The following is a 12,853-nucleotide window of genomic DNA, read 5'->3' as shown; positions in this document are numbered from 1 at the left end:
GGATGACTACACGGATATCATGGCAGCCAACGCGACCCTGCGATGGAAACCCCGACATGAGCCACCACTACACGGACCAGCGCATTGCATTGCTGACGCAGCACGGCAAGGAGCAAGTGATTGCACCGGTGCTTGAACCGGCGTTGTCCTGCAAGATCGAGCTGGTGAGCGGGTTTGATACCGATACGCTGGGCACCTTTACGCGTGAAACGCCTCGCGCGGGGACTCAGCTGGAGGCGGCAAGGCGCAAGGCGCGCATCGGGATGGAATTGTCAGGCTTGCCCATCGGGCTCGCCAGCGAAGGCAGCTTTGGACTGGACCCGATGACGGGTCTGTTCCCTTGGAACCTGGAATTGCTGGTCTTGCTGGATGATCGTGCCGGGATCGAACTGGTTGCGATGAGCCAGGGGCCGGCATCCAGCGGGCATCTGCATACCGATAGCTGGGCTGACGTGGAGGCATTTGCCCAGCGAGAGGGTTTTCCGGCGCAGCAACTGGTCTTGCGCCCAAATGATCAGGCCGACCCGGGCTTGGTGAAAGGCATTGCCGATTGGCAGGTGCTGCGCCAGTGCTTTGAGGATTGCCGGTTTCGGTCCCGCAACGGCAAGGTGTTCCTGGAGACCGATCTGCGGGCGTTTGCCAATCCGAACCGCATGCAGCGCATCGGCGAAGCCGCGGTGGATTTGCTGAAGCGGCTGCAGTCACCATGCCCGGCCTGTGGTCTGCCGGGTTTCTGGATAGCAGCGCGCGAACCTGGCCTGCCGTGTGCGACTTGCCGCACCCCCACGGCGGTGTACCAGAAGGAAATCTGGGCGTGCCCGGCTTGTCAGCACAAAGCAGCGACCCTGCGACAAGATCGCCTGTTTGCGGACCCTGGTGAGTGTCCTCGATGCAATCCCTGATCGGTGATGGTGATGCTCAAGCATCCAGCAGCGCGCGCAGTGCTTCCGCACCCAATGGCGGCGTCGGGACCCAAGGAATGGCAACGATATCTGCCCCGGCATAGGCCCTGACCCGTTGATACTGGCTGTACTCACTTTGCAGCCGTGCCTGCAGCAAGGGGTCTGCTGTGTGGGTGGCCAGAAGGGACTTGTTGATGATCCAGCCGAATGGTTCGATCTGCGCGCGGCGTAGGTCTGCCTGCAACGCAGCCGCCTGCGATACGGGCGTGGATTCGGGCAAGGTGATCAGGATGACTTTGGTGTAGTCCTTGTCCTGCAAGCGCATCAGGGGGGTGACGAGGTGGGCGGCCGACTGGCCTTCAAAGGCCTGCTGCATCTGCCGGTGATAGGCGCCCGCCGCATCCATCAGCAGCAGCGAGTGGCCGGTGGGGGCGGTGTCGAGCACCACAAAGGCACTACGCGCCTGGGATACCACGCGCGAGAACGCGTGAAAGACGGCCACCTCCTCGGTGCATGGCGATCGGAGGTCTTCCAGCATCAGTGCACGTTCTGCCTCGTTCAGGTCTCGCCCGCGCGAGGCCATCACCTTCTCGACGTATTTCCGGGTTTCTTCCTGCGGATGAATCCGGCTGACAGTCAGCCCCGGTATGTCCGCCTGCAGCGTCCCCGCGAGATGTGCGGCGGGGTCGGTCGTGGTGAGGTGCACGGACTTCCCCTCGCGCACCAACCCCAGCGCAATGGCGGCGGCCAGGGTGGTTTTCCCCACGCCGCCTTTGCCCATCACCATGATCAGCCCGTGGTCTGCTGCGGCCAGCTTGCTGACCATCATGGAGAGGGTGTGGTGGGGAATCTTGGGCCTTGGCGCAAGATCGGCTTGCGGCGCCGGTGCTTCGGCGGATAGCAAGGCACGCAGGGCAGGTAGCCCGACTGAGTCGAAGGGGCGAAGCGGAATGTAGTCGGTTTCTAGCTTGCGCAAGGTGTCAGGCAGCGTGTGCAAGGCCTGCTGACCCAACGCTTCGATGGCATGTGCAATGGGATCATCTGGCCGCGTTGCCCGAAAGACTGCGTTGATTATGAGCCGCTGCCGGGTCAGGCCGAGCGCGCTCAGTTCGCTCGACGTTCGGGCCGCCTCTCGTAGGGAGCCCGTTTCTGCCCGGGCAACCAGGACCACCATGGTCGCGGAAGGATCATTGAGGGTGGCCAGTGCTAGATTGAACAACTGTTCCTGCATTTTCAATCCGGAATGGGGGCCCAGACAGGAGGCGCCACGGTCATTGCCCGCGAGGAATCCCGTCCAGGCCTTGGGCAGGCTGAGTAGTCTGAGCGTGTGGCCAGTGGGTGCCGTGTCGAAGATCAGGTGATCGTAGTCGGGGGCATCGCCCGACAGCAGCGAAGCAAACTCGTCAAACGTGGCGATTTCGGTCGTGCATGCGCCGGAAAGCTGTTCCCGCACGGTGGCGATATCATCATCGTCTGCGGTATCGCCCATCTGCGCCACGACACGGACCCGGTAGTTCTGGGCGGCGACATCCGGATCGATATTCATCACGGCCAAACCCGGAACCCCGGGAACGGCCACGGGTTGATTGCGCAGCTGAACGCCCAGCATTTCATCGAGATTGGAGGCGGAGTCCGTGCTGACCAGCAAGACTCGCTTACCCCGATCGGCCAAGGCGATCGCTGTTGCGGTCGAGACAGAGGTCTTGCCCACGCCACCCTTGCCGGTAAAGAAGATAAAGCGTGTCGGATGGTCCAGAAGGGGCGTGAGCGGGTTCATGCTGATGTCTGATAAGGGACGACGACGTCCTCATCCTAGTGGAACTGGCAGTTAGGGGTTTGGCATGGATCAAGGCCGCAGCAGGGGAGGGATGCAGATGTGCTGTGCGCACCATCGGCCAAGATCAGTTGCCCGCAATGAAGCAGGCAACAGGGCAAGCCTGAAGGTCGCGCCAGTTTGACGCTCGTCAGCAAAACTAAAGAAATCCCGAAGAATGCGACGAGCTGAAATATGCCTGACGTCCCGTTGTTCTAGAGTGCGCGAAGTGGCGCAAACGACAGGGAGTACACCAGCATGGACGAGCTGACACCCATGGCGAGCAGGGCAGCAAGCGGCGGTTACCAAGCCGTCATTCTCCATCGTCGGGCATTCACGGGTCATGCCTGTGAATACCACCAGCAAATTCGCAATACCTTTGAGACCGAAGCGGAGGCCCTGGCCGCAGCCGAGAGCATCATCGTGCGGCTGATGGACTCAGCGTGCCATGAACGTCGGTCGGTCCCGCGGTTTTCGTGAAGTGGCGTATCAAGGCCCAGGGTGGGGGATGCGCCCGTTTGCCTGAGGCAGATGGCGGATCGCCGGCGTTGGCAAAGCCAGGATGCTGGCTAATACGCACAAGGCTTACGTGCGGGTAGTGAACTGCCCCGCCGCCTGATCCAGCGCTTTGGCGGTAATGCTGAGCGTGCGGATATCGGTACGCGTTCTGTCGATGGCCACCACATTCATTTCCGCTAGGCGATTGATCGCCGTCACCTCATGGGCAATCTCCGCGGCGCCCTGTGATTGCTGAACGGTGGTATCGGCAATGCTGCGCATCAGGGCCTCGACCTCTTGCACCGCGTGGGCGACATCGGCGCTCAGTACGGCGACGGATTCGATTTGCACGGCGCCTGCCTGCGCCTTGATGCGCGCTTGCTGCATGGCCTCGCGCGTGGATTCCATGCGGGCCGCCAGCTGTGCCAGTTGGCGATTGATGCTGGCAGTGGCATCCGACGTACGCTCGGCCAGTGAACGTACCTCATCCGCGACGACCGCAAAACCTCGCCCGGCCTCGCCAGCGCGTGCAGCTTCGATCGCGGCATTGAGTGCCAGCAGATTGGTCTGACCGGCAATCGCCTTGATCAGTTCGCTGACCTGTGTGACCTCGTTTACCGAACGGTTCAGCTCACCCAGCATGCCGCTGGTTTGATCGATATCGCACGCCAATGCGTGGATTTCCGCCGTTGCTTCGTGGGTTTTGCCGGCAACCGATGTGACCAAGGCAACCGACTCGCTGGACTTGATGGATGCATCCTGTGCAAACGCAGACACGCTATCGATGGCGGTACTCATCTGCTCCATCGCTGCGCCAATCTTGGCCACATCTTCTGATTGCAGATAGGTGTTATCGCGCACCGTATCGGCGGTATTTCCCAATTGAGCGGCCTGATCCGAGACCTGATGGCTGGCGTGCTTGACCTCGCCAAGCAAGGCGTTGAGCTGGTCGATGAAGCTGTTGATGGCCTGCGAAACCTGCCCTAGCTCATCACGGGTTTCCGGTAAACGCAGCGTCAGCTGCCCTTGCGCTAGCCGTGCCGCCACATCGGCCGTATGTCGCACCTGGCGATGAAGGCGGCGGGCAAATAGCAGTTGCGATATCACGACCGTGGCAGCGGCCATCAGCAGTATCAGGATCACTTCAATGACGATGCGCGACATTTGTTTGTCGATGGCCAGCTTGAGCGTGCCGGCTGCTTTTTCCTGATGCGCCACCAGCTGATCGAGCGCACGGACCGCCGGCTCCAGATTCAGGCGGAAGATCTGCTCAGGGATCGATAGCGCGTCTTGCGGGCTGGTCTCGGCGATGGTGAGTGCACTCTGGAACTGCTTGAGATAGTCGCGCCATTGCGGCAGGACTTGGGTATCGATGTCTTTGCGCGACTTGGCATCGAGCGTGCGCAGCAGCAGGCCGGCATCGGACTCGATACGCTGGTTGGCTTGCTCAAGCTGCGGTTTGGTTTCGGGCATGATCGGATCGGCACGGGAAACCGATAGCGCCGTCGCCTTGATGGCGAGCAGCAGCGTAACCGACTGCTGACTTCCCTCCAGCAGCACAACTTGCTGCCGCAGCGAGCCGATGCGTATCGCCGTGATCGCAATCGCCAAGGCCAGCACGGCTACCGCAATCACGCTGACCAGTAGGAGTTGCCGGGAGAGCGACATGTTCATGAGCACGCACCTGAGGTATCAGCAGTGCATGCTATTTCCGGTGTGTTGCAAGTTCATGACGCTGGCAGGCAGCCCTAGGCAATCAGTCGGCTGCGCAATAGTACGCGCTGCGACACGTGGTAGAGGCTTGGTTGACCGCCAAATGCAAAACAGGGAGTCAGCTTGCGCTGACTCCCTGTTTTTATGGTGGGCCCGCAGGGACTTGAACCCTGGACCAAAGGATTATGAGTCCTCTGCTCTAACCAACTGAGCTACAGGCCCAAAACCGCTTAGCCTTCGCTCTGCAGACTGTCGAGGAAGCTCTTCAGGCGCTCCGAGCGGGTCGGGTGACGCAGCTTGCGCAGTGCCTTGGCTTCGATCTGACGGATACGCTCACGGGTCACGTCGAACTGCTTGCCGACCTCTTCCAGCGTGTGGTCGGTATTCATTTCGATACCGAAGCGCATACGCAGCACCTTGGCTTCGCGCGGTGTCAGCGTGTCCAGCACGTCGCGGGTTGCATCGCGCAGGCTGGCGTAGACGGCGGCATCAACCGGGGCCACGTTGTTGGTGTCTTCGATGAAGTCACCCAGATGCGAATCGTCGTCGTCGCCGATCGGCGTTTCCATCGAGATCGGTTCTTTGGCGATCTTGAGGATCTTGCGGATCTTGTCCTCAGGCATGTCCATCTTTTCGGCCAGGGTGGCGGGATCGGGCTCAAGGCCGGTTTCCTGCAGGATCTGGCGCGAAATACGGTTCATCTTGTTGATCGTTTCGATCATGTGAACCGGGATACGGATGGTGCGTGCCTGGTCGGCGATCGACCGCGTGATGGCCTGACGGATCCACCAGGTGGCGTACGTCGAGAACTTGTAACCACGGCGGTATTCGAACTTGTCCACGGCCTTCATCAGACCGATGTTGCCTTCTTGGATCAGATCCAGGAATTGCAGACCGCGGTTGGTGTATTTTTTGGCGATGGAGATCACCAGACGCAGGTTGGCCTCGATCATTTCGCGCTTGGCGCGACGTGCACGGGCTTCACCAGTCGACATCTGGCGGTTGATTTCCTTGAGCTCCTTGATCGGCAGCATGGCCTTCTGCTGCAGCTCGGCAAGCTTGGACTGCTTTTCCATCACGGCGTGCTGGTAGCGTTCCAGAATGGCCGAGTAGGGCTTGCCGGCGGCGATCTCGTTCTTCACCCAGTCCTGATTGTCTTCATTGCCGGGGAAGTTCTTGATGAAGTAGTCGCGCGGCATGCGGACCTTCTGCACGCAGATGTCCATGATCTCGCGCTCGTAGCCGCGGATCTCGTCGACCATGTTGCGGACGCTGTCGCACAGGTTTTCCACCTGGCGGGCCGAGAAGCGGATTTTCAGGAACTCGGCGGAGACGTCGGCTTGCAGGGCAAGGTACTGCTTGCTCTGCGGGCCGTGCTTGGCCAGGGCCTTGACCATCTTGTCGTACAGGGCGCGGATCACCTCGAAGTGTTCGCGTGCCTTGTTCTTGAGTTCTTCCAGATTCGCGGCAGCCGCTGCGGCGGAGGCGCCTTCGGCGTCTTCGTCGTCTTCGGCGGCTTCATCGAGCGCGGCTTCGTCCTCGGCGTCCGGATCGGGCAGTTCGGGCGGGGCGACTTCTTCTTCCTCGACCGCGTTCGGGTCGATGAAGTCGTCAACCACTTCATCGATGCGGATTTCATCAGCCAGGGCCTTGTCGACCAGGTTGATGATTTCGCCGATAGTGGTGGGGCAGGCGGTGATGGCCTGCACCATGTGCTTGAGGCCGTCTTCGATGCGCTTGGCGATTTCAATTTCGCCTTCGCGCGTCAGCAGCTCGACCGTGCCCATTTCGCGCATGTACATACGCACGGGGTCGGTGGTGCGGCCGAATTCGGAGTCCACGGTAGAAAGCGCGGCCTCGGCTTCTTCGGCGACGTCGTCGTCGGCCACGGCAGCGGGTGCCGCGTCGGACATCAGCAGCGATTCGGCGTCCGGCGCCTCATCGTAGACCTGAATGCCCATGCTGGTGATCATGCTGATCACGCCTTCGATCTGCTCGGCGTCGAGCATGTCTTCGGGCAAATGGTCGTTGATCTCGGCATAGGTCAGGTAGCCCCGTTCCTTGCCAAGCACGATAAGGTTCTTGAAGCGTGCTTTGCGCGCTTCGCTGTCGAGACGCGGTTCCGCGTCGCGCTTGTTGGCCTCGGACTTGTCCAACTCTTGATCTGCCGCCATCTGTACTATCTCGAATGTGGGACGGGGAAACCGCAAAGTGTAGCACGGATGCCAGTGCTTTGCAGGTTTCCCGTTCCTTAAGTCTTTGAAATCAGCGACTTTGTCGGCTGGGTAAATCGGCCTCGCAGGCAGGCTGCTGGCCGCTTGCGGCAATCTTGCCGGCGCCGTTGAGTCCAGTTTAGCGATCTGCCGCTGAATTGCTGCCTATATGTGGCGACCGGCCATCAGCAGCCGGCTGTATTCCTCGCGCTCCTCGCTGCTCATGCCGGCAAAACCCTTGGCGGCCAGCTCCGCGATGCGCTCATCGTTACGAGGTTTGTCCGCCCGTTGCAGATAACGTTCCAGCACATCGCGCCATACGTCGTGCAGCGTGGATTCGCTGCTGGTGGCATAGGCAAGCTGTCCGGCGGCCAGGGCTTTGGCGAGCAGGGCGTGGCTGGGGTCGCCGCGCAGGGCTTCCATCAGGTGCCCGCTCGCTGGCGGGCTGCTTGCCTCGCATACGTAATCGACGACGCGGGCAATGGCGCGCGTGCCAGGATCGGTAATGGCGGGCAGGGCGGATTGCGGCAATTCGAGTGCGAGCTTGGGGTTCAGTACCAGAAGTTGCAGCAGCTCGAAGCCGAGCTCGCGTGGGGCGCGGCCCAGTGATGGCTGGCTTTGGCGCGGTGTATAGCGGGACTCCTTGTCGCGCGGTGCGCGGCTACGAGGACTGTCCTGACGACGTGGCGCGTCATCGGCTTTGGTTGCGGGGGCGGCCAGGGGCTGGCTGATGCCGAGTATCTGGGTGACTTCGTAGGTATCCAGCCCCGCTAGCTCGCCGAGCTTTTTGCGCAAAAGGATCGCCAGTGCGGGTGCCTTGATCTGTTCGACCAGCGGCTTAGCTAGATGCAGCAGGCGTGCCTTGCCTTCTTCGGTATCCAGATCGACCTGGCTGGACAACTCGCGACACAGGAAGGCGGCCAGACCCAAACTTTCCTCGTCGGCAAAGGTCTCGAACGCCTCCTTGCCGAAGGCGCGGATATAGCTGTCCGGGTCGTGCTCGGAGGGCAGGAACAGAAAGCTCAGGGTCTTGGCATCGCTGGCCAGTGGCAGGCTGTTCTCCAGCGCGCGCCAAGCGGCCTTGCGGCCTGCGGCATCGCCGTCAAAGCAGAAGATGGTGCGGTCGGCCAGCCGCATCAGTTTGCGTACATGCTCGGGCGTGCAGGCGGTGCCGAGGGTGGCAACGGCGTACTCCACGCCCAGTTGCGCCAGGCCCACCACATCCATATAGCCCTCCACGACCAGCACGCGGTTCAGCGTGCGGATGGCTTGGCGCGCCTGCGGCAGGCCATAGAGTTCCAGGCCTTTCTGGAACAGCGGCGTTTCAGGCGAGTTCAGATACTTGGGTTCCTTGATCTCGCCGGTCTTGGCGTCGGGCTTGGATTGGCCCTTGAGCACACTCGCGGCGCTATCCAGCACGCGGCCGCCAAAGCCGATGACTTGGCTCTTGCCATCCAGGATCGGGAACATGATGCGGTTGCGGAAGCGATCGTAGCGGCGGCCGGTGCTCTCGCTATCGATCACGAGGCCGACTTCCTTGATGCCCGGGTTGGTGGCGTAATCGCTGAAGCAGCTGGCCAGCGGGTGCCAGTCTTCGGGCGCGTAACCGAGGCCGAAACGTGCGGCAATCTGGCCCGAGAGGCCGCGGCGTTTCAGATAATCGATGGCGGCGGGGCTTTGCTTGAGGCTATCGCGATAGAACTGCATCGCGGCCTTGTTGAGCTCGACGAGGCTGGCCTGACGCGCACGCTGTGGCGCATCGTTATGCTTGCTGCCGGCAACGCGTGGCACCTGCATGCCGACCGACTCGGCGAGCTTTTCAACGGCTTCAGGGAAAGCCAGCCCTTCGTATTCCATGACAAAGCGCACAGCCGATCCGTTCACGCCGCAGCCAAAGCAGTGGTAGAACTGCTTGGTGGGGCTCACGGTGAACGAGGGTGACTTTTCCTTGTGGAACGGGCAGCAGGCGCTGTAGTTCTGGCCGGTTTTCTTGAGCGGCAGGTAGCGCTCGACGACCTCGACGATATCGAGGCGGTTGAGCAGGTCCTGAACGAACTCTTCGGGAATGAGGGCCATGGTGGGTGAGGGGTGCGATGTCAGGTTTGAGATGCGGACCGTTGCGCCTCACACCTCAAGCCGCACGCCTTACTGAATGCGCGCCTTTACCAAGGCCGAGACCTTGCTGAGGTCAGCGCGGCCGGCCAGCTTGGCTTTGACGTCGGCCATGATCTTGCCCATGGATGCCACACTGGCGCCATGCGTGGCCACGGCGGCTTCGAGTACGGCATTGATTTCGGCTTCGTCGGCCTGCTGCGGCATATAGGCCTCGAGCACCACCATTTCGGCCTTTTCCACATCGGCCAGATCCTGGCGATTGGCGGCTTCGTATTGGCTGATCGAATCGCGGCGCTGCTTGTTCATCTTGTCGATGATGGCGACGATCTGCTCATCGCTGAGCTCGATGCGCTCATCGACTTCCTTCTGCTTCATCGCGGCCAGCAAGAGGCGGATGGTGCCCAGGCGCGCGGTATCTTTTTCGCGCATGGCGGTCTTCATGTCATCAGTAATGCGTTGCTTGAGGCTCATGGCGTGACTTTGCAGAAGGTTGGAAGGTGGGGTGAAGGGCGGTTTGCTGAGTATCTCAACTGCCTATTCAGTGTGCTTACGAGCGCAGCGAGATAGCGCTGCTGTCCTGAGGGCCCCGGCTGCCTGTGTGGCACGTGCCAGCAGGCCACTGTGTGGCGTTGAAAACAGGCCCGCAAAACACAAGGCCGCCAGTATAAACCGGCGGCCCTGATTGCGTGACCGTGAGGGCAAGCCCTCACTGGCGGTACGCGGAAAACGCAGCTAAAGCAGTACTGGCTTAGTAGTACTTCTTCGGCAGCATCTGGCTGCGAATGCGCTTGTAATGGCGCTTCACAGCGGCAGCGAGCTTACGCTTGCGCTCAGTGGTCGGCTTTTCATAGAACTCGCGGGCGCGCAGTTCGGTGAGCAGGCCGGTTTTTTCCACAGTGCGCTTGAAGCGGCGCATGGCAACTTCAAACGGCTCGTTTTCCTTGACGCGTACGGTCGGCATTGAGATCAGTCCTACTTTCTAACGAAGACGGGTTAAATAAAATTTTGCTGCGAATAGCGATGATAACAGTCTGGCAAGCCGTCAGACAAGTTTGGCGGCGAGTAAATGGCTGTTTTGGCGGCGATTTTTGAGCAGATACGGCTCAGGTGTTGCAGCTTGCACGCAACTTCCGCAGCAGTTGCAGCCTTTGCGGCAGCACGTCGCCACGTTCAGCGGCGGCAATCAGCGCGCAATCCGGCTCGCGTTCATGGCGGCAATCGCGGAAGCGGCACTGGCCGATGTACTGGCGCATTTCGGGGAAGAGCGCGAGCAACCGGTCGCCACGCAAGTGGCCGAGACCGAACTCCTGCAGGCCGGGCGAGTCGATCAGTTCGCCGCCTTGCGGTAGGCGGTAAAGGGTGGCGTGCGTGGTGGTGTGCTTGCCAGAATCGAGCGCAAGGGAAATGTCGTTGGTGCGCACCTTGGCGTCGGGCAGCAGCGCGTTCACCAGTGTGGACTTGCCCATGCCGCTCTGGCCCACCAGTACGGTGGTGTGGTTAGCCAGCTCGGGTAGCAGCGGCGCGATATCGCCGGTGGCACTCAGTTCCAGCATCGGGTAACCGAGCACGCGGTAGGGTTCGAGCGTGGCCCGAGCTTGCGCGGTTTCGGGCAGATCGCACTTGTTGAGGATGATCAGCGCGCGGATGTCGGCGTCTTCGGCTGCGACCAGGCAGCGGCTCAACAGCTCTTCATAGAAGCTGGGCACGGCGGCGAGCACGATGGCAATTTGCGTGACATTGGCAGCGATAAGCTTTTCGCGCCACTCATCCGAGCGGTACAGCAGGCTGGTGCGCGGCTGTACCTTTTCAATGACGGCCTGCTCTTCATTGATCAGATCGATGTCCACAAGATCGCCCACGGCATAGGCGGTTTTCTTGCCGCGCGCGGTGGCGATATAGCGGCGCTCACCCACTTCGACGACAAACGATTTTCCGTGCGACTGGATGATGCGGCCGGTAATGCTCATGCGAGCAGCGCGTCGGTGCGGGCGGCGCAGACGAAATCGTTGCGGCTCAGGCCGTTGACCGAGTGAGTGTCGTAAGCGACTTTGACCGTGTTGTAGGTCACATGCAGTTCGGGGTGGTGATCAAGCTGGTGCGAGAGAAATGCCGAGGCGTTCACAAAGGCCAGCGTCTCGTAATAGTTGGTAAAGCGGAAGGTTTTGACGAGCTTGCCGCCCTCTACCGTCCAGCCGCTCACTTGCGAGAGCAGGCTGGCCAGCTCGGCATCGCTCAGTGGGTCGACCTTGGCAGGGCAGTTTTCATTCAGCAGCGACATGATGGTTCCTAGCTATGAGCACGCAGCGCAGCAATGCGCAGGGCGGCGGGCGGGTGCGAATCGTAGAACAGCGAATGCAGTGGGTCGGGGGTCAGCGTGGCGGCGTTATCGCGGTAGAGCTTGACCAGACCGGAGATCAGCGCCGGGCCGCTGCTGACTTCGGCCGCGTAGTGATCGGCCTCGTATTCATGCTGGCGCGAGCCACGGCTGGCAATCCAGGCAAACGGGAAGGTGAACACTGGCAGCGCCACGAAGAACAGCAGCAGCGCGGCAGCGGTAGACGGCGTGGCCACGCCCAGGCCAGCATAGAACCACTCGGCATTCTTGAGCAGGCCCAGCACCGCCAGCGTGACCAAGCCCAAGCCATAAATCATGACCATGCGCTTGATGATATGGCGACGCTTGTAGTGGCCCAGTTCATGGGCCAGCACGGCCTCCACTTCGAGCGGTTCGAGTCGTTCAAGCAGCGTATCGAAAAATACGATGCGCTTGGTTTTGCCAAAGCCGGTGAAGTAGGCATTGCCGTGACTGGAGCGACGGCTGCCATCCATCACGAACACGCCGTTGCTGGCAAAGCCGCACTTGTTCAGCAGTGCGTCGATACGCGATTTGAGATCGGCGTTGTCCAGCGGCGAGAACTTGTTGAATAGCGGGGCGATGAAGCGCGGGTAGATGGCCATGACGAGCAGGCCGAAGGTCACCCAGGCCAGCCAGGCATACAGCCACCAGCCGTTGCCGGCGGCATCCATCAGCCAGAGCACCAGTGCCACCAGTGGCAGGCCCAGCACGGCTGAGAGAAGGGCGCCCTTGATCATGTCCACCACAAATAGTGCCGGCGTGGTCTTGTTGAAACCAAAGCGTTCTTCCAGCACAAAAGTCGAGTAGATAGAGAACGGAAGCGACAGCACACTGCTGACCACCATGACCGCCGCCATCAAGCCCAAGCCGGCCCAGATGCTGTTGCCGAGTGCCGCGCGCAGGCTGGTATCGAACCAGCCGATCACGCCGCCCAAGGTGAGTCCCGCCAGTACCAGCGCATCCCAGGCGATGACGATGCGCGCCAGACGCGTTTTGGCCGAGGTGTAGTCGGCGGCTTTTTGGTGGGCATCGAGTTCAATGGCGCCGGCAAAGTCTGCGGGGACGCTGTCGCGGTGTGCCGCGATGTGCGCGAGGTGGCGCCCCTTGAGCCAGAGTTGCAAGCCGGTGGAGAGCACCAGAAAGGCGATAAAGACAAGACTGAATTCGTGGGCGCTCATGCGGGGCTGTGCGAAAATGGAGGTCTATTCTGAACGGGCGGGTCTGCGCATGAATCTGCGAGTCC

At 61.1% G+C, this 12,853-nt stretch carries 11 protein-coding genes and 1 tRNA gene; 2 read left to right on the top strand and 10 right to left on the bottom strand.

Going from position 1 to position 12,853, the window contains the following annotated elements; translation table 11 throughout:
- The first annotated feature begins 56 nt into the window (after positions 1 to 56).
- On the top strand, positions 57 to 902 hold the full coding sequence (locus O9X62_RS08335; protein WP_269532347.1) for a DUF6671 family protein: 846 nt from the start codon (positions 57 to 59) through the stop codon (positions 900 to 902).
- Between the two features lie 16 nt (positions 903 to 918).
- On the opposite strand, the gene arsA is transcribed toward O9X62_RS08335, so the two are convergent.
- Positions 919 to 2,679, bottom strand: a complete 1,761-nt coding sequence (gene arsA, locus O9X62_RS08330) for an arsenical pump-driving ATPase (protein WP_269532346.1) — start codon at positions 2,677 to 2,679, stop codon at positions 919 to 921.
- Positions 2,680 to 2,973: 294 nt separating this feature from the next.
- Here arsA and O9X62_RS08325 point away from each other — a divergent pair, with 294 nt between their 5' ends.
- The gene (locus tag O9X62_RS08325) at positions 2,974 to 3,195 is read left to right on the top strand and encodes a hypothetical protein (RefSeq protein WP_269532345.1); all 222 of its coding nucleotides are present in this window, start codon (positions 2,974 to 2,976) and stop codon (positions 3,193 to 3,195) included.
- Positions 3,196 to 3,300: 105 nt separating this feature from the next.
- On the opposite strand, the gene O9X62_RS08320 is transcribed toward O9X62_RS08325, so the two are convergent.
- The 9 genes from O9X62_RS08320 to O9X62_RS08280 form a co-directional block, all read right to left on the bottom strand.
- A complete protein-coding gene (locus O9X62_RS08320) occupies positions 3,301 to 4,887 on the bottom strand; it encodes a methyl-accepting chemotaxis protein (RefSeq protein WP_269532344.1) in 1,587 nt (528 codons plus the stop codon).
- A gap of 184 nt (positions 4,888 to 5,071) precedes the next feature.
- A tRNA-Ile gene (locus tag O9X62_RS08315) sits at positions 5,072 to 5,148 on the bottom strand.
- Between the two features lie 8 nt (positions 5,149 to 5,156).
- On the bottom strand, positions 5,157 to 7,100 hold the full coding sequence (rpoD, locus tag O9X62_RS08310) for an RNA polymerase sigma factor RpoD (protein WP_308446448.1): 1,944 nt from the start codon (positions 7,098 to 7,100) through the stop codon (positions 5,157 to 5,159).
- Between the two features lie 204 nt (positions 7,101 to 7,304).
- Positions 7,305 to 9,215, bottom strand: a complete 1,911-nt coding sequence (gene dnaG, locus O9X62_RS08305; RefSeq protein WP_269532342.1) for a DNA primase — start codon at positions 9,213 to 9,215, stop codon at positions 7,305 to 7,307.
- A 69-nt stretch (positions 9,216 to 9,284) separates the two neighbouring features.
- Positions 9,285 to 9,725, bottom strand: coding sequence for a GatB/YqeY domain-containing protein (locus tag O9X62_RS08300; protein ID WP_269532341.1), 441 nt, complete (start codon positions 9,723 to 9,725; stop codon positions 9,285 to 9,287).
- A gap of 277 nt (positions 9,726 to 10,002) precedes the next feature.
- Positions 10,003 to 10,215 carry a 30S ribosomal protein S21 gene (gene rpsU, locus O9X62_RS08295; protein WP_269532340.1) on the bottom strand — a complete coding sequence of 71 codons (213 nt, stop codon included), beginning with the start codon at positions 10,213 to 10,215 and terminating at the stop codon, positions 10,003 to 10,005.
- Positions 10,216 to 10,357: 142 nt separating this feature from the next.
- Positions 10,358 to 11,221, bottom strand: a complete 864-nt coding sequence (gene rsgA / locus O9X62_RS08290) for a ribosome small subunit-dependent GTPase A (protein ID WP_269532339.1) — start codon at positions 11,219 to 11,221, stop codon at positions 10,358 to 10,360.
- Positions 11,218 to 11,532 carry a 4a-hydroxytetrahydrobiopterin dehydratase gene (locus O9X62_RS08285; protein ID WP_269532338.1) on the bottom strand — a complete coding sequence of 105 codons (315 nt, stop codon included), beginning with the start codon at positions 11,530 to 11,532 and terminating at the stop codon, positions 11,218 to 11,220. Before O9X62_RS08285 ends, rsgA begins: the two co-directional genes overlap by 4 nt.
- An 8-nt stretch (positions 11,533 to 11,540) precedes the next feature.
- A complete protein-coding gene (locus O9X62_RS08280; RefSeq protein ID WP_269532337.1) occupies positions 11,541 to 12,788 on the bottom strand; it encodes a M48 family metallopeptidase in 1,248 nt (415 codons plus the stop codon).
- Positions 12,789 to 12,853: the final 65 nt, after the last annotated feature.

The sequence above is a fragment of the Chitinimonas sp. BJYL2 genome, from assembly GCF_027257935.1.
Classification (GTDB): Bacteria; Pseudomonadota; Gammaproteobacteria; order Burkholderiales; family Chitinimonadaceae; genus Chitinimonas.
This window is presented reverse-complemented; position numbering and strand designations above follow the sequence as displayed.

Coding starts and splice junctions, on each gene's coding strand:
- O9X62_RS08335 (WP_269532347.1), top strand. CDS start 57: ATGAGCCACCACTACACGGACCAGCGCATTGCATTGCTGACGCAGCAC.
- O9X62_RS08320 (WP_269532344.1), bottom strand. CDS start 4,887: ATGAACATGTCGCTCTCCCGGCAACTCCTACTGGTCAGCGTGATTGCG.
- O9X62_RS08285 (WP_269532338.1), bottom strand. CDS start 11,532: ATGTCGCTGCTGAATGAAAACTGCCCTGCCAAGGTCGACCCACTGAGC.
- dnaG (WP_269532342.1), bottom strand. CDS start 9,215: ATGGCCCTCATTCCCGAAGAGTTCGTTCAGGACCTGCTCAACCGCCTC.
- rsgA (WP_269532339.1), bottom strand. CDS start 11,221: ATGAGCATTACCGGCCGCATCATCCAGTCGCACGGAAAATCGTTTGTC.
- rpoD (WP_308446448.1), bottom strand. CDS start 7,100: ATGGCGGCAGATCAAGAGTTGGACAAGTCCGAGGCCAACAAGCGCGAC.
- arsA (WP_269532346.1), bottom strand. CDS start 2,679: ATGAACCCGCTCACGCCCCTTCTGGACCATCCGACACGCTTTATCTTC.
- O9X62_RS08300 (WP_269532341.1), bottom strand. CDS start 9,725: ATGAGCCTCAAGCAACGCATTACTGATGACATGAAGACCGCCATGCGC.
- O9X62_RS08280 (WP_269532337.1), bottom strand. CDS start 12,788: ATGAGCGCCCACGAATTCAGTCTTGTCTTTATCGCCTTTCTGGTGCTC.
- O9X62_RS08325 (WP_269532345.1), top strand. CDS start 2,974: ATGGACGAGCTGACACCCATGGCGAGCAGGGCAGCAAGCGGCGGTTAC.
- rpsU (WP_269532340.1), bottom strand. CDS start 10,215: ATGCCGACCGTACGCGTCAAGGAAAACGAGCCGTTTGAAGTTGCCATG.